At 51.6% G+C, this 18,449-nt stretch carries 8 protein-coding genes; all 8 read left to right on the plus strand.

Annotated elements, in window-relative coordinates; all coding sequences use genetic code 11:
- Positions 1-221: 221 nt before the first annotated feature.
- The 8 genes from C4S39_RS12215 to C4S39_RS12250 all read left to right on the plus strand — a co-directional run bounded on the left by C4S39_RS12215 (position 222) and on the right by C4S39_RS12250 (position 18,271).
- A protein-coding gene (locus C4S39_RS12215; protein ID WP_374953035.1) for an IS3 family transposase occupies positions 222-1,414 on the plus strand; the annotation gives its coding sequence in 2 pieces (ribosomal slippage) (positions 222-492 and positions 492-1,414; 1,194 coding nt in all).
- A 216-nt stretch (positions 1,415-1,630) separates the two neighbouring features.
- Complete coding sequence (locus C4S39_RS12220) at positions 1,631-1,903, plus strand: hypothetical protein (RefSeq protein WP_103967257.1); 273 nt, start codon at positions 1,631-1,633, stop codon at positions 1,901-1,903.
- Between the two features lie 191 nt (positions 1,904-2,094).
- The gene (locus C4S39_RS12225) at positions 2,095-2,451 is read left to right on the plus strand and encodes a hypothetical protein (protein ID WP_103967258.1); all 357 of its coding nucleotides are present in this window, start codon (positions 2,095-2,097) and stop codon (positions 2,449-2,451) included.
- Positions 2,417-3,712, plus strand: a complete 1,296-nt coding sequence (locus tag C4S39_RS12230) for a tyrosinase family protein (protein ID WP_103967259.1) — start codon at positions 2,417-2,419, stop codon at positions 3,710-3,712. The genes C4S39_RS12225 and C4S39_RS12230 overlap by 35 nt, the downstream gene beginning before the upstream one ends.
- 41 nt (positions 3,713-3,753) lie before the next feature.
- Positions 3,754-7,230: a DUF6603 domain-containing protein gene (locus tag C4S39_RS12235; protein ID WP_103967260.1), complete on the plus strand. Its 3,477-nt coding sequence runs from the start codon at positions 3,754-3,756 to the stop codon at positions 7,228-7,230.
- Between the two features lie 40 nt (positions 7,231-7,270).
- Positions 7,271-10,618: a hypothetical protein gene (locus C4S39_RS12240; protein ID WP_103967261.1), complete on the plus strand. Its 3,348-nt coding sequence runs from the start codon at positions 7,271-7,273 to the stop codon at positions 10,616-10,618.
- Positions 10,619-10,669: 51 nt separating this feature from the next.
- On the plus strand, positions 10,670-16,390 hold the full coding sequence (locus C4S39_RS12245; protein WP_103967262.1) for a hypothetical protein: 5,721 nt from the start codon (positions 10,670-10,672) through the stop codon (positions 16,388-16,390).
- A 3-nt stretch (positions 16,391-16,393) separates the two neighbouring features.
- Positions 16,394-18,271 carry a hypothetical protein gene (locus C4S39_RS12250; RefSeq protein ID WP_103967263.1) on the plus strand — a complete coding sequence of 626 codons (1,878 nt, stop codon included), beginning with the start codon at positions 16,394-16,396 and terminating at the stop codon, positions 18,269-18,271.
- Positions 18,272-18,449 lie beyond the last annotated feature (178 nt).

The following is an 18,449-nucleotide window of genomic DNA, read 5'->3' on the forward strand; positions in this document are numbered from 1 at the left end:
TGCTATTGAGATAAATTGCGTGACAGATCTTAAATCTGACTTCAAGTACACAATGATGGGTTCGATGGCAGCTCACTTCTTGTGTCGCCTTCGCTTCCTCTTTTTCTGATATCGTATGCCTTTCTTCAAGGTTTTTTTGACAGCATGATGGGTCAATGACCTTGCCCTGTAAAAACGTATTTCTTAACTGAGGTTACACTACAAGTTAAGGAGACGAAGAAATGAAAGCAGAAAGGGTCAGGAGAGCATCGTATACACTGGAATACAAATTGGAAGCGGTACGATTGGTTCAAGGTGGTCAATCATGCGCGGCGACAGCCAAAGTGCTGGGTATTCCCAGTCAGACATTAGAGAATTGGGTTCGACAGGCGGTGAAAGGCCAATTGGCTGATGCAGGAGCCAAGCCGGTAAGCGCGGAGCAAATGGAATTGACGCGACTAAGGGCAGAGCTTGCAAGGGTGAAGCTGGAGCGTGACATTCTAAAAAAAGCAACGGCGTACTTTGCGCGGGAATCAGTGTGAAGTACGCCTGGATTGAACGGCACAAAAGCTGCTGGCCGGTTATCCGACAATGCGAAGCACTCAATGTCAGTAGCAGCGGTTACTTTGGACATCAGCGGCGAAGAATTGCGGATGATCCGGCGATTCCCGGCAAGCGCCTCAGCGATGCTGCTCTGCTGGTTCATATCAAGGCTGTGCATGCAGCCAGCAAAGGCGAATATGGCTGGCCGAGGATCTGGCAAGAACTTCGGGCTAATAACGTGCGAGTTTGGAAGGAACGGGTTCGGCGGCTCATGAAGATACATGGCATCAAAGCGCGCGGAAAGCGTAAATTCGTCGTGACCACCGACAGCAAGCACAATCTGCCGATTGCGCCGAATTTGCTCAACCGAAACTTTCAGCCTGACGCACCTAACCGTGTTTGGGCAAGCGACATCACTTATATTCAAACCGATACTGGCTGGTTGTATCTGGCGGTTGTTCTTGATCTGTATAGTCGCCAGATTGTGGGTTGGAGCATGCAACCCCATATGCAAAGCAGCCTGGTGACGGATGCGCTCAAGATGGCCTGGTTCAGACGACGACCAGAACCGGGACTCATCTTCCACTCGGATCGTGGCAGTCAGTATTGCAGTCACGCATTTCAGAACATACTGGCTGAATACGGCATGCACTGCTCAATGAGCAGAAAAGGAAATTGCTGGGATAATGCTCCCGTTGAAAGCCTGTGGGGATCGTTGAAAGTGGGCAGATTGTATGGAATGCGGTTTGAAACACGCCGTCAGGCAATGGATGAAGTCATTGATTGGCTTAACTACTACAACTACAGAAGACTGCATTCGACACTGAATTACATCAGTCCAATGAAGTTTGAGCAAAACTGGCTTGTGGCACAGTTGGGAAAAATCGCATAATAAGCGCGTTAAGATGTACGGATTACCAGGGCAAGGTCAATGGCTTGAATTGGCGAGAAAAAAATGATTGACATTAGTTTAATTCCAGGAGCATAGTTATAACTCCTATCTATGACAATTTAACAGATTAGTTAATAACTGGTCGATCTACCGAGAACTGGTTCAATCAAACTTAAAAATAAGCCTGTATAAAATCAGGTGCTAAATGGGTTCGAAATGACAAAAGGTCGTGGAGAAATCAAAATCCGGTATACCTTGGAGCAGGGGAAGATAGATGCTTTGAGCAGTGAAACCGTGCATATTTTTCCTGCTAGTCACTGGAAAATATTTCTAATTGTAGTTCCTGTCTTTATCGCCGCCGCATTTTTAAGTGCTTTCTTTTTTTTCATTTTTCTCCTTTGTTTTTATTTGGCGGGGGAGTACTTTGTAGTGAAGGAGGCTCAAATTATTGAAACAAAAACTAACACTAATAAGAAGAGGGATCAATGAATAGATCGCTCATGGTAATAAATTTGCTCCGCGCGCCCTGCACCTATCCCCGCGGCAAGACCACGGGGAATTGCAAGTTGAACAATACTATTGGAAATTTAAATCTGTTACGCGCTTTTCAAGAAGTCCTAGGTGGTTATGGTTGTTAGATGATGACTCCAAGCCTAGTCTTCTTACATAGGAGAATACTAGTGGACAGAGAATTCGTATTTCGGGATCATAAAATTTACGTCAGGGAGATATCTCAGTCTCAAAACAAGTCGCATGAAAATGAGAAATCAGAGCCTTGTGATTACGATCAGCACCAGGCTCATTCCCAGAGAGACGAAAGTCACGATAAACATGAAAAGGATGGTCATTCACAAATTGAATTGTTTATTGATGGAGAGAAATTCGTGCTTCACCGTTTGGAGAATGGAGCTTTTCATACTCACGAATTGCCATTTGTGGTTCATAAATCGGTTGAAGATGCGGCCAAAGCGATTGTCAATCTCCGTTCTTTAGGGAGGTCTCATGGGCATACGGAAAAACCAAAACAAACTGACTAATGCCGAAAAGACTAGGTTTGTGAATGCTGTGAAGAAGATGAAAGCGGACACAGCAGCAGCATACAACTACGATAAATACGTCACTATCCATAATACCGCTTTTTCAGGTAATATGGATCTGAATCCGGCACACATGGGGCCAGCATTTTTTCCGTGGCATCGTTATTTTCTTCGCAAGTTCGAGCGCGATCTAGAAGCGGCAGACCGCGCGTTGGGTAAGGATGGTAATGTCACACTGCCATACTGGGATTGGACTCATGACAATGCTAACGAGGCCAACCGGCAGAGAGGCTCTATCTGGAAAGACAACTTTATGGGTGGCTACGGTGACCCAGTGACTACGGGGCCTTTCCGGACTGGAGAATGGACTACCATTCCGCCGGGGCCAGCAATGCTCGTGCGTGCGCTAGGGCGCACCGCGATTGACGCAAATGCTGTCAATAGCCTGCCGACCGAAGCCGAGGTGAATGATGCGCTGACAATTAAAGGATTCGATTGTGTACCGTGGAGTACAGATTCTTTACGTGGCCCATCCCTTCCAACACCTCCAGCGCCTATTCTTACGGGAACAGGTGGCGGAACTTTAGCGACCGGTGTTTATCGGGTCGTTATCACTTATGTTAATGTGCTAGGAGAAACACGCCCGTCTCAAGAGTCCACAATCTGTTTGGGGGGCGGCTGTACGCCGTCGAATACGAACAACGCTATTCGGATTACGTCCCCCCCAGCACAAGCATCAGCGTCTGGCTATAACGTATATGTCACCGCAGCTAATGGCGCGAGCCTTACTGAAACCAAACATGGTGGTACTACACTAATTGGTACATCAGTGTCTATTACAAATATTGTGCCAGGTGATGCATTTCCGACGATGAATAGCACAGGCAGTTACCGCAACTTTTTAGAGGGTTGGATCAGCACTCGAGGGCAGCCAGAGCTTCATAATCGCATACACATGTGGGTGGCGGGCTCCATGTCACCCGGTACTTCGCCCAATGATCCTGTATTCTTTCTGCACCATTGCAATATCGACAGGCTATGGGCGCTGTGGCAGTATCGCAATCCCGGGCAGAATTATCCACTCGTGGTTCCGAGAACTTCCCCGCCACCCGGCAATCGCCCGCATGGTCTGAATGACTTAATGCCTCCTTGGATTGCTCCTCCGGAGGAGGTGCGCCCTGTTAATGTTCTCAATCATAGGCCTATGGGATACAGCTATGATACTGATCCAGTTGGCTTGAGCATTAATGTTGCACCCTAAATGAAAATCATGAATAAAATTATGTACAGTGAGTTGTCGCTATGACTACATTTGTTGGGGAAGTCTCGACTGGGCTTAGATGTGCTTTAGAACCACTGCAAAATGCATTCAGCAATGAGGTAACCTTACGGGATTTCTTTTTGGATTTTGGCTGGGACGTGAACGTGTCGCCTGCAGCGATGGCGAGTATTCGTGCGGGTTTTGCAATCGACGCTATATTTGATGCGGCTAATGCGATTGCCGATAGAATTGATGAGCAACCAGAAGACCCGGCGCTAGCAAAAGCTTTATTAGATGCGGTGGTCAAAGTAATCGATGCAGTAAAAGGACTGAGTAGTGCACCGCCGGCTGGTTTACCCTTCCCATTTGACCAGCCTGCATTCTGGAATGAAGTGCCTAGTTCACTGGGCGATTTTTTGTTACTTCGGTTTCTGCAAAAACAGGCAGCGCCGCTATACGGAGTATTACGTCTGTTAGGAATCGCCGATATCAGTTCTGAAGCATCGGCTGGTGATGGTCGAGTCCCCTATAAAAAATTGGCTATTCATTGGGATCGATTGCCAAGAGTCATTGGAGACCCTGCTGCGTTGTTGCGTGATGTTTACCGATGGGAAGGAGGTGCGCAACCGTTCGATCATGAAAAACTAGTCAGCGTTCTTGAAGATTTTTTTCATGCCGTAAGATTTCCAGCGCGTGTACAAAGTACTGGTGCACTGGCTAGACGTTATATTGATGAGGCCAACCCAGCGCTTTCCCAAATTAAGGAACTTGCCATCCCATTATTTTCAACTGCAAGCGATGACTGGAGTAATTACGCAGAGGTTGGACTTCTCATCTTACCGATTCCCCCGAAAGACAATCCGGGACAGCCGCCCTCAGGTATTTTGCTTACACCACTCTCGTCAGGAGTTATCGGTAGCAGTGGTCTCAGTGACTCGATTTTCTCACTCGCTATTAAGGGTGGATTTAATTTAGATGGTGTTTTTGGTGTAGAGATTCGCCCGAATGGATTGGAGTTTTTTGCGGAAACCGGTCGCGCAACAATTGATTCCGAAATTGCTATTTCTGCACACCCGGAACAACCGTGGATTTTATTTGGCGATGCAAACACTTCGCGTTTTGAAATTGGTGGTTTCACAGCTGGAGTTGGCTTGCGGGGTAAACTGGATTCCCCGGAAGTGATCATCAGTGTCGGTACTGGCAGGGGAGCTAATCCGCCTAAACTTGCAGTGGTTATTCAGATGTCTGACGGAGATGGATTTTTGGGTAACATAGTAGGCAAGGAACCTATTCGGATCGATTTTGGTGGCGTACTCGTATGGGAATCGCGCTCAGGGAAGATCTATCTTGAGGGTTCCGGTGGTTTCGAGTATGCGATTCCATTACATTTCAATTTTGGCATTGGCGAACTTAATACCCTGATAATCGCGTTGCGTAGTGCACGCAATGGTATTGGCTTTGAAGCTGGTATTACAGCGAAAGCTTTGCTCGGCCCGTTGACTGCGGTAGTCGAAAATTTAGGATTCAAGAGTATCTTTAATTTCGCCAGTGCGGATGGGAAGCTAGGTGATCTAGATGTCAGCGTGGATTTCAAGCCGCCCAACGGCGTCGGTCTTTCTCTCGATGCTGGCGTAATCAAAGGCGGCGGTTATCTTTACTTCGATTTCGAACGCGAAGAATATGCCGGTGTACTGGAATTGGCCATCGCCGAGATTGTCACCGTCAAGGCCATCGGCCTGATTACCACCAAAATGCCCGACGGCTCCAAGGGCTTCTCGCTGTTGATCATCATCACTGCGGAATTCGGTACCGGCATTCAACTAGGGTTCGGTTTTACGCTGATCGGCCTGGGCGGTTTGTTGGGACTGAATCGCACCATGAATTTGCCGCCGTTGATGGAAGGCGTGCGTACCGGGGCGATCAACAGCATCATGTTTCCGGATAATCCGGTGGCCAACGCGCCGCGCATCATTAGCGATTTGCGGCTGATCTTTCCGCCTTATGTCGGCAAGTTTTTGATTGGGCCGATGGCGAAACTGGGTTGGGGTACGCCGACGCTGATCAGCGTGTCGCTGGGCGTGATCATCGAAATCCCCGGCAACATAGCGATTCTGGGTGTGCTGAAAGTCGCATTGCCGGCCGAAGAAGCGCCGTTGATCGTCATTCAGGTCAATTTTGCCGGTGCCATCGAGTTCGATAAACAGCGTTTGTATTTCTTTGCAACCATGTTCGAATCGCGGGTGCTGTTTCTGACCATCGAAGGCGACATGGGCTTGCTGGTGGCTTGGGGTGATGATGCTAATTTTGTGGTTTCGGTAGGTGGCTTCCATCCCCGCTTCAACCCGCCGCCGCTACCGTTTCCATCACCACGGCGTATCGCGATCGATATATTGAATACCCCAGTATATCGCATTCGCGCCGAAGGCTACTTTGCGGTTACTTCGAATACTGTCCAGTTTGGTTCACATACCGAACTAATGATTGATGTGGGTGTCGCCCAAGTGGATGGGCATATTACCTTCGATGCTTTGTTTCAGTTTTCGCCTTTTTATTTCATCATCGAAATATCGGCAGGTGTTTCACTAAAAGTGTTCGGAATGGGGTTGTTCAGCATTTCCTTGCAATTCGCACTTGAAGGCCCGACGCCCTGGCGGGCGCATGGTACTGGCTCAATTAGTTTCCTGTTTTTCGATGTGTCCGCAGATTTCGATGTCACCTGGGGAGACAGTCAGGATACGACCTTACCGCCGATTCCGGTGATGCCGTTACTCAAGGCCGAACTGGAGAAACAACAAAACTGGATTGCCGAATTGCCGACCGGGAATAATCTGCTGGTGTCGTTGCGCAAGCTGTCCGAGACGGAAAGCTCGCAAGTCTTGCATCCGCTAGGCACGTTGCGAGTCAGCCAGCGCGCGGCGCCGCTGGATATTAGGATCGACAAGGTCGGTAGTCAAAAACCGGCGGATGCCAATCAGTTCAAACTGGTACCTACAGGCGATCTGGTCAAGGTCAGCGATGCCGACGAGCAGTTTGCCAAGGCTCAGTTCATTAATATGAGCGATGCCGACAAATTGTCGCAACGCGCTTTCGATCCGTTGCATGGCGGTGTGAAGCTGGCGTCGGGTGCGCAGACCTTGGGTTCGGCCAAATTGGCCAAGCGCAAAGTTCGTTACGAACAGATCATTATCGACAGTAACTTCAAGCGCTTTCCCCTGCGCTTCAAATTGTTTAGCTTCGGCTTTTTCATGCATTTTCTGCAGGGTTCGGCGATAAGCAAATCGGCATTGTCCAAAAACTACCGGTCGCAGCTCGATCCTTTTTCGGAAAAACTGCAAGTAAAAGACGGCGGATTTACTGTGGCATTAGCGGAAAACAACCACGCCTATAGCACACAAGCGATGAATTTTTCCAGTGAGATCTTGGCTCAACAATACATACAAGAGCAAGTGTCCCTACGCCCCGAATTGCATGAAACCCTGCATGTGATTCCGCAACATGAAATGACCGTCGAGGCCTAACATGCAGGTTTGTAACCTTTGTTCGGAGAAGGATTGATGTATGGCTAAACCAATCGGTACCTATTCCTTTCTGCCTTACCTACGCACCGGGCTGGCCAATAAAATCCAACAGCTCGATCAGGATCCGGTAAAACTGCGCGCGTCGTTTCAGTTGAAGCTGAATGTGGAGGGCACGCCGGTCGCCGGCGGTGCGGTTCTGACGCAGGAAATCGATAGAGCGGTGCAACTTTACGGGCCAGGTGATATTGTCGGCATCGATAGCCGGACCACCTTCAAAACCGAGCCGCTGAATTGGATTACCAATTTCGAGCCCAACTATCTGCCCTATATCGATTTCTACGACGAGGATTTTGCCTGGCGCTATACCCCAAATCGGCCCGATGACGCCAAACATAGACTGCGACCCTGGCTGGCTTTGGTGGTATTGGAGGAAAGCGAATTTAGCGACGGCACCAATATAAAAGACCGGCCGTTGCCGTTTATTCAGGTTGTCAATGCCGCGGCAAGCTTTCCGCCGCCGGAGCAGCTTTGGGCCTGGGCGCACGTTCACGTCAATCAGGATTTGGCCGCCAGTGATGCGGAAATCCTCTCCACCGACATGAATGTCGTGTTGCCTAAATTGAATAATGTTTTGCATGAAAACCAGGATCACGCCTATTGCCGAATAGTTTGCCCGCGCAAACTCAAGGCCAACGCCGCCTACCATGCTTTTCTGATCCCGTCTTACGAAAGCGGCCGGCAGGCCGGATTGGGATTGGAGGCCAATCCGGACTTTGCCAGTCAGTACGCCTGGGGTCAAAAGGCCGATCAAGGAGAGTTTCCCTATTATCATCGCTGGTATTTTCGCACCGGCACCGTAGGCGATTTTGAGTATCTGGTGCGGCTGCTGAAAGCCAAACCCGCCGACGAACACATCGGACGACGGGATATCGATGTGCAACAACCCGGCTGGAACATCCCCGGTATTGATCCCGACGGGGAATTGGCCGGCATCCTCAAACTGGGCGGAGCGCTTCGGGTTCCTTTGGAAGTGATTAAGGATCCGGTTGAATTTAACAAATACGAGAATTGGGCGAAAGACGGTTATCCGCAGCCGATTCAAAAAGGTATCGCCCGCTTCCTGAATGCAGCGGACGATTATCAAAAGCCTGGTGTCAATCCGGAAATCATCCCCGATCCGGGCAACGCCGTCGACCCCGATCCGCTGATCACGCCGCCATTATACGGACGTTGGCATGCCGCGGTCGATCGGTTGTTGACCAATGCCGCCGGTAATGACTTACCTAACAATAGAAACTGGATCCATGAACTGAATCTTGATCCGCGCTTTAGAGTACCTGCCGGCTTCGGTACCAAAATCATCCAGAATAAACAGGAAGATTATATGAATGCCGCCTGGCAACAGGTTGGTGACGTGCTCAAGGCCAATCGTTTTATCCGTTTTGCGCAACTCAGCAGCGAAACCAGCTGGCAATGGCATACCTTGCAGTTTCAACCGCTGCTCTCGAAACAGCCGGATAAACTGATGTTGTTAAGCGCGCCGGTGCAGAAGCGGATCATGGTGCAAAACGCCACAGCATTTCACCAGATCAAGACCAGTGTCGTGCCGCCGGTCGCGGTATCGGCGCAGATGCGCAAAGTGCTGCGGCCGCGTTCGCGGCTGATCAGCAAACTGCCTTTCGCAGCTCGTGGCATAGAGCCAAGTGCATTATTCGGTCGCTTGAACCGGCAAGAAGTTATGCCGGCGCCACCCAAGGTTATACCAGCCGGTATCGGAACCGAGCAAGTGCTGGCCGAGCAAGTTCAACCGGTGCCGCGGCCGAAATGGCTGGCCGATTTACTGGGCCGCTATCCCTGGTTGGCGACTGTCACCTTGGTCTTAGCCGTATCGTTGGCATTGTTGGCGATTTTATTTGCTCCGGCCATCGGTTTGTCTCTGTTAATTTTTGCACTGGCTGGCGGGTTGTTTTACTTGTACCGGACCATGCGCGACATCCTGCGCCAATTGGCCGAGCCGCAAATCTTCACCGATCAGGGCCAAACGCCGGCGGCGGTGGATGTCGCGCCGAAAAGTCCGGATTTCCAGCTTGCCGAACCTGGTGATACCTTTCATCCCCGCGCCGGTAATGTCGATAGCCAGACGGCGATAAACTTCAAAGCGGCACTGAAGGACATGTATACCGCGGATCTCGCCGCCCGCCAGGCGGCATTCGAAGCGCCCAAACAGGTTCTGGATATGTCGATGCTCACGGCGACGTTGGTAGCCAATTTGCACCCTTACCGCACTATACCCCGATTGGTATTGGACAGGATCCTTTTGCCGGAGCGTTTCCGGATTAAATTTGTCCCGGAATTGTTCGACGAGGTGATGAATTATCCGGAATTCGACATCCCTATGTACAAGCCGCTGGCCGATCTATCCACCGAATATTTTCTGCCTAACATCAACCTCATCGAGCAAAACAGCATTACTCTACTGGAACCCAATTCGAAGTTCATCGAAGCCTATATGGTTGGCCTCAATCACGAGATGTCGCGCGAACTCCTGTGGCGAGAGTATCCGACTGACCAGCGCGGCAGTTATTTCCGCCAATTCTGGGATGTCAGCGCTTATTTGCCGCAAACGGGCGAGAATCTTAGTGCCTTAAAAGAGAAGCTCAAGGACATCCCGGAATTGCACCACTGGCCTCTGACTTCCGAAACCTCAGCATTAGGCAAACAAATGCGCGCGAAGGGGGAAGATGTGGTACTGGTAATTCGTGGTGAATTGCTAAAAAAGTACCCCACCGCTGTCATCTACGCACACAAAGCCAAGTGGCAAACTAAAAAACCGGATGGTAGCGGCGGCATCGATAACACCAAGGAACGGCTGCTGGTCGACATACCGGCTGGGCAGGAAGACAATCCGCCACGCGATATTCTGAAAACTCCGCTCTACAGCGCCAAAGTCGAGCCGGATATTTATTTTTTCGGTTTTGATCTGAAGTCAGAAGAAGCCAAAGGCAGTGATGGTACTCAGCCGGGCGACGAAACTAAGCCCGGCTGGTATTTCGTGATCAAGGAGCGCCCGGGGGAACCGCGTTTCGGTTTGGATATCGGCGGACCGACCAAGGATACCGAAAGACATACCTGGAGCGATCTAACCTGGGAAGATGCGGCACCCGGTTTGGCGGATGGCGATTTTCTAAGCATCACTAACGCCACGGCGACCATCCGTCTTACGGAACCGACGGATACTTTGCAGGCCGAGTTCGTCGGTGAACTGGAACAATACAAAGAAGACAACGTTATTGCCTGGAGCAAGGATGCCGATGCCGCGGACTTGGCTTACATACTCTATCAAGTGCCGGTGATGGTGGCGGTACATGCCAGCGAAATGTTGAAGTGACGGCGTGGGAGGGTGGACAAATGACTAGCTTGCAACAAAAAAGGAATTGCGATGCCTGATTTTCACGAGATACAAAAAGCATTGTTTGCCGCCCGAACCAAGCACGATACTGCGGCCGGGGTGCTGTTTCGCGTGGATGAACAGCTCAAACAGAACGCCAAGGAATTGGCGCAGATCGAGCGTTGGTTTAACTCCAACAATCCCGAGCATTTACAAGCCCGCGCACGACTGATGGAGGCGCAAAAAAACCTGCAAGATCAAAAACAGGAAAACCAGGCGGCTGTAGATCATCTGCAAAGTCAATTAGCCGATCTCTATCCGCAGTTCTGGGAGGAATGGACCGATCCGCGCAAGCATATCGAAAAAATGAACGACGACTTTCCGGTGATGCTGTTTCCGTTGCGTTTGGAAACTCGTTTCAAAACTGTCGGCGGCCGCGATGGGCAGGGACAACAGCTGTGGGTACGCGTCTATCCCGACGATTGTCTGGTTGATACCTTTGAAGAAACCTTGTCGCAAACCGAGCTGAAAAGCGCCGGCATATTCTGGCGGGAATATTTTCGTGCGGCGGGTTTGGAAAAGGAGGAGCGCGCGGCTTGGCGGACTTTGGTAGCCAGCCATGGTGCCGGTCGGGCAGGCTGGATCATCAAGCATTTTCGGCCGGCGAATCCGCTCTCGCCCACCGATAGTGAGGGCGATGCGACGCTGCCGATCAAGCCCCAATCTAAAGCGACCGGGGATTTGATTCTGGTGGTTACTGCCAATAGCAATTTGACTCTCGCTGAACAAACTGAATTGCAAACATATTGGGTAGCCATTTGGCGAGCGCAAAACGACCAGGATTTGCAGACTACAGCGTTCAATGCGTTGATAGCCGCGGTGGGTGCGGATCGGGTCGCCACGCTGGTGGAACAATACCAGCCTTATAACCTGTCGGAAAAACCCTCCGCCGGATACACGTATGCGACCGCCAACGTCAGCGTGGCGTTTGCCTATCTGCCCGACCAGAGCGAGATTCAGAGCAAATCCCAGTCGTGGACGAAGCCGGCCCAGGCTAATTTGTTGCCGGAGCGGCTGGTATTGCTGGGCTACCGTAAAAACGGCGAGCAGTGGCAGGAGATACTCAATCAGCTCGGCAATCCGCTCGACGGCCCGTTCTCGGTTAGCCCCAACCCGATGGCCGACACCGAGTCGCAATTCAAGTTCGATGAGCACGGCAATCTGATTATCGGCGACGAATTGCGCTGGATGATGGATTTCGATGAAGCGGTCAAACGCGGGATGGGCTTTCGCGTCAATCTAAGTTCAGAACAAATCCAGGGATTCGATCGCCTGTTTGTTCTGGGCGTGCGTTTGGGTTCCGACGCCGAGCAGAGCAAAACCGAACTGGAAACGCTGTTCAAAAATCATTATTTCAGCCGAAGCGGCTTTGCTTTCTTGCCGCAGGGTTCGCCGACCAATAATACCGAAGACGGCAACTCGGCCTATACCCGGCAGGACGATGCCGACCAGAGTTTTGACTTTTACTTTAAGGGCCAAGCCGAATTCAGCGAAACCGAGGATTGGCTGGATAAAAGCGACGGCCAGTGGTTTGCCGAGAGTCTAGGGTTGGATACCGATTGGCTGAAACAAATTCCGAATGCTGGCGGCCGCGATCAGTGCGAAGCCCGGGTCATGAATGCCGCGCTATGGCCGGCGACGCTGGGCTATTTCATGGATACCCTGTTACAGCCGGTATTTAACGATGACGAAATTTACTATACTCGCTGGTTCTTCAACCGTTTTGTCAGCGGGCGGGGCATGTTGCCGGCGATTCGTATCGGCCGGCAGCCTTATGGGATTTTGCCGACTTCGGCCTTCGATCGCATCGGTTGGGTGTTTGGCGACGAGACCGTATCTTATCTGGATTATGTCGGTCGTTTCCAGGAACAGCGGGGTACTGAATTCAAGGACTGGTTGTGGAAATTCAAGGGCATCCTAGACAATCTGGCCGCGACCTGGACTGGTTTGTCGGCACAGGTCGCGCGTGTCGAAGCGCAGCCCAGCCCGGATAAAGATCCGCATCAGACTTTGCTGGATATCGTCGGTTTGCATCCTGCCTCGGTGGAGTTTTATCAGCGCTATGCCAACACCAAAAAACAGGAACACAATATCGCCTTAATCTGGCATAAATTCATTTCCTGGCAAACCTTGCCGGCCAACGAACTGCACAATCAGGCTTTCGACAGATTGCGGCTATTGGGATACGAAGGTTTAACCCCGCCGCAGTTATTCGATTTGTTCTGGAAGGTATTGCCCAATAAGCTGCTGGGTCCGGTGATTCAGGAAGGACCGTTATCCGAGAGCGATCCCTTGCGCATCGCCACCGACAACAACCGTAATTACATTCAATGGCTTTACGAATGGGCGCGGCTGTCGTTCGACACCGTCAGGGTACAGGACGGTTTCAAAGACAACAAAAGCCCTAATGCACTGTTGTACATCTTGCTGAAGCACGCATTGGAACTGGGCTATTACGATGCCGGCGTGCGGGCGATGGACGATGCGCAATTACTGGACAATCAGAGCCGACTTGCCCTACGCAGCGAGCCGCATTTTTTCCATATCAAAGCTGCAACTGCCCAGCTTAAAACGGCCACCGCAAACACGTCGCTCCAGGACAAAAGCCGTTACGAATTGCTGTATACGCCTTCCGAACGCATCACCGGCGATCCGCAAAAATCACTGGTCGATTATTTGACCGCGAATTTGGGCAAACTGTTTGCCACGCGCTATTTGGATGAGCAATTACGGGCATTAAACCATCTGCAAAAGACACCCACCGCGCGGCTGGAACGGTTGCTGGCCGAGCACCTTGATTGTTGCAGTTACCGACTAGATGCCTGGATGACGGGTTTGATCAATTTTCAGCTGTCCTCGATGCGCTTTGCCCGGCGCGGCGACGATGTCGGCGTCGAAGAGGGCGTCAGCTACCGGAAAGGCCTGTATATGGGCGCTTACGGCTGGCTGGAAAATGTACGTTCGGAGAATAAGGAGCTCGATCTCGTCAGTTTGAAGGATCCACAACTGGATGAAATTTTCAATCAACAAATTCCCGACCATCAAAAAACTCCGCTGGTAAGCGATAGCACCAATCAGGGCTATATACACGCACCGTCGATCAATCATGCGGTGACTGCCGCGGTGTTACGCAACGGTTTTATCGCCAACGCCGACGATGAGCAAGCCGATTTGCTGAAAGTGAACCTGGCCTCGGAACGGGTGAGATTGGCGTTGAATATTATCGATGGCATCCGCAACGCCCAGAATCTTGCCGCTCTGCTGGGCTACCAATTCGAAAGAGGCTTGCACGATCGCTATAGCTTTGCGGAAGCCGATCAATTCATTTACCCGTTACGCAAGCAGTTTCCACTGGTTACCCGCAAGGAAGATTTGCCCGATGGCGTGTCGATCGAAGCCGTGGAAGCTCGCAACGTCATCAACGCCATGACTTTCATTCGCCATATCAAAAATGCCGCCGCTGCCGACAAAGTTTATCCTTTCGGTTTCGGTCTGGATAAATTGCCTTTCGCCGACGCTGCGCAGCAACTGGTGATTAACTCAGAAGTCGGCCGGTTGCTGGATCTGTATGACGCGGTAGCCGATCTGGCGATTGCCGAAGGCGTTCATCAAGTGGTGATGGGTAATTACGATAGGGCCGCGGCGACCCTGGATGCCTATGGCCAGGCTACCTTCCCGCCGATACCCGACGTGGTGCAGACGCCGCGTAGCGGTATCGGCCTGACCCATCGCGTGGCGGTACATTTCGATAGCAACGTTGCCGTTGCGGACACCGACAATCCCCGAATCAAAGCCGAGCCAGCGATGAACCACTGGCTGGCGGCGCGATTGCCAACCGCCAACCGGATAGCCTGCAAAGTGACGTATCCCCATCCAACCACCGGTTTACCGGAAGCACTATTTGTTACTCAAGCTCAGCTGGTCTTGCAGCCACTGGACATGCTGTATGTGGTGAATCCGGATAATCTGGAGGTCCGTTCGGAACTGGAAGACCGGGTCAGACATTATGTGATGCAAAGCGCCGTGCCGACGCCGCTGCCCGACGCGGTGCTGGAAATCAGTTATGCGCAAGCCGACACCACTCAGTTCAGCTTTTTTGAGGTGGCGCCGCTGATTCGCAGTTTAAGGGTATTGTTGCTGCGTTCCAGACCGTTACGAGCCACCGATATCGCGTTGCCCAGCGAAGCCAGCTCGGATAGTGCCGGTGCTATGCAACTGGACAAGAGCCGGGTAGCGTTTTTGAAAACCGATCTGGCTACATTCGATACCGCATCTTTACAACCGTTATTGGCGCAATTAACTGCGGTGTTTCCAACTGTCGGCCCGCTGACCGCGACAATTTTGGTTAATATCGATAGTTATATCCAAGCCATGATTGAACTCTGCAAAACCTTGGCGTTATATGGCTTGCAGCAAACCGGCTTTGGCATCTTGCTGGAAACTAAAGGTGCCATCTTTAACAGTTTGCGACAACTGGCTGCGGATGTAAATCGGCGTTGGCAGACTAAAGCAGACGATTATGATGCACTGATCGCCAGTCTGCCGGCGCAACCCGGCGACCCGGAACGCATCGCTGTGCTCGCCAAAGCCGAGCGCTTGATCGCCATCGCACTGCTGGATCCGACCGGAAAAACCGTGGCGCAGATTCAAGCGGAAGTAGCGGCTAAAAAAGTGCTGTTCGATAGCAAAAAAGCATTGTTTGAAGCTTTCAGCAAAACCATCGAAACCCAGCTCAGTCAGGCCTTAAATGATTTCAATACTTTGCTGGTTGCCGCTCCGCCCTACACCAATTTTGATATTCAGCCGTTGTCAGCGGCGGATGTCGAGAAAGCCATCGTGGTGATGGCCGAAGACATCTATAACCGCCTGAAACAGCTGGCCGCCGATTTACCAAAACGCCTGGCTACTGTCGACAGCAAGCTGACCGAATATGACGGCGAAGCGGACGCCGATAAACGGCTGCAATTGTTGACCGATGCTGCTAAGACCGTGTTCGGCGATGAATTTGTTCTCGTACCCTGGTTCTCGGTGTCGGCAAAATCAGGTGATGAATGGGCGAACGCCTATGCCGACCGGGCCGGTTTGCTGGATCACCAGAAAACCGTAATCGGCAACGCCTTTCCGATTGACGACTGGTTATATGGTACCGCGCGAGTCCGGGAAAAAATGCACCATTTGGAAAATCTGCTGTTCCTGACTGAGGCTTTCCAGACCAGCCTGCCGGAGCTGCGGCCGATCCAGCTGCCGTTCGATGTCGATACGCCCTGGCTGGCGCTGGAGTTTCCCGAAACGGCACTCGACAAACTCAATCGCGAGAATTTGTTGTATACCGCCTTGTATGCAGGCGACTTCAATCAGGCCGATACGCAAAGCGGTCTGCTTTTGGATGAATGGACCGAAGTCATCCCGGCCCAAACCGAAACCACCGGCATTACCTTTCACTTTGATAAACCTAACGCCGAACCGCCGCAAACCATCCTGCTGGCGACACCGACTCAATTCAACGGTGCCTGGCAGTGGCAGGATTTGGTGAATACCTTGCACAGCACTTTGGATAGGGCGCGGATTCGCGGGGTGGAGCCGCAACAGCTGGACAAAACCGAGCTATCGGTGTTTTTGCCGGCGACAATTTTGGCTACCACCTGGCAGCCGATTACCATGGGCGCCGATCTGGCTATCGTCAATAACTTTATTAACAAAGCGGCACCCTGAGCCATGAGCGATAAACTCACCATCCGCAATATCACCGCCGTGTTCAACAGCGAACTGTTGTTTCCAACCCTGACCCGTTACAATCGCCTGGAAAGCCGGCCGCGCACCGACAACTTCCAGCGGGCGATGCGCGCCGAGGTGCGCGATGCTTTGTGGATGCTCTGCAAACAATGGCAGATGGGCGAGTTTCTTGGCGATGACGCCGGCAGTCCAGTGGCGGCAAAAATTCATGTCGAAGGGCAGCGCATCACCAAATACCAGCCCTTGGGCGGCAGCGTACAAAAGTTCGATCACGACACCCCGCTGGAAGCCACCGTGGAACGCCGTGCCATTCCCTGGACCATCGGCGGTGTGCCGGTTTCCTTGGATTTGCGCTTACAGCTGGGCAGACACTGGTTAAAGACGATACCGGTTGGCGCTCGTGATAAATTCAAGGCTAAATATCCGATAACGTCGCCCGATCCGAGCAATAAGGATCAGGCAGCGATCTGTGCGCATGCGGAAGTCCGGCAACAATTCCAGGCCGTCGCCGGGCGGGCGATGGATGGCGCTGCGCTGTATCTGTATTTGAAGGCTGATCCCGGTCATTCGGCCTCCGATGGCATCGCCGGACTGAGCGTCAGCGAACAACAGGCTGTCGATCTTGAAGGGCCGAAGTTCGTGGCCTGGTTCGAAAAACTGTATTTGCAGCCGCAAGCCGGGCAAGGCGATGCCTGGCAATCGCCACGGCTAGAATATCAATTTAGTTGCGCGGTGCCGGACGGCGGCGACGGCGAGAAGGTGTTAAGCGCCGAGGAATACTATCAGGGGCGGCTGGATTGGTACAATTTCGATTGGGATAAAAGCCGGCCCGGTTTGGATGCCGGCGATCAGGATACCCCGCCGAAACCGGTCGAAAAAAAATACACCACCCAAAGTTTCATTCCCACCCCGGTGCGCTTCAATGGCATGCCCGACACCCGCTGGTGGGCGTTCGAAGACGGCAAGACCAATTTCGGTGACATCAAACCCGGCACCACCGATCTGGCAAAATTACTGCTGATCGAATTCGGCTTAGTGTATGCTAACGACTGGTTTATCTTGCCGTATACCGTGCCCAGCGGTTCAGTACTAAATATCAAGGGCCTGTCAGTCACCAATACGTTTGGTGAACGTTTCTGGATCGAACCGGCCGGTAGCGGCTCCGATCAGGCTTGGCAACGCTGGGCTATGTATTCGTTAAATATCAAGGGTCAGACCGATGAATCGGCGGATTTAACCTTGTTAGTGTTGCCGACTGTTCCAAAAATTCAAGAAAGCCCGCCTTTGGAACGCATTGCTTTAATACGCGACGAAATCGCGAACATGGTTTGGGGTATCGAAAACACGATTCTGACTGCAAGTGGTTGGACTCGCGCCGGCAATATCGCCGCAGCGGAATATCACCAACATTTGCAAATGCTGCACGATCTGGCGGTCATCGGTCCGACGCCGGCGCCCATAGAATGGAAAGCTTCTTTCCGTTACGAGCTGATGACCACGGTACCGGAAAACTGGATACCGTTTGTGCCGCAGCATATTTCGGACGATAAGCGGCAGATTCAGCTGCGCCGCGCCGCCATGCCGAGGCTGTTGGAAAACGATCCCAATCCCGATTATGAGCGCGTCAGGCCACGGACCGTGCTATTGTGCCAAGGCCTGGACGCCAACCAACCTTTTTTCATTTACGAAGAAGAAGTTCCTCGATCAGGTGTGCATGTCAGTCAAACTTTTCAGCGTACCCGCTGGAACAATGGCCAAGTCTTTATCTGGATTGGCGCCAAAAAAGCCACCGGTCGCGGAGAAGGCCATAGCGGGCTGGCGTATGATCAAATTGTCAGTACGAGTTCGAAAGACTCATAATTGTGAAAGTCTGCTTTTAAAATTACCAAGGACAGCTTTGGGTCGAATTCAGTCAATCAATGTCGATTGAATAGAGACTAATAGTAAGCGTCCAACCCGACCATCTAAAAATTAGAAATAGATCTGGCTATCCTCGAATATTTTCACGGAGGTTAGCCGATGACATCACGGGAGCGAC

Origin of the sequence: Nitrosomonas ureae, assembly GCF_900108305.1 — a bacterium.
GTDB classification, from domain to species: Bacteria; Pseudomonadota; Gammaproteobacteria; order Burkholderiales; family Nitrosomonadaceae; genus Nitrosomonas; species Nitrosomonas ureae_B.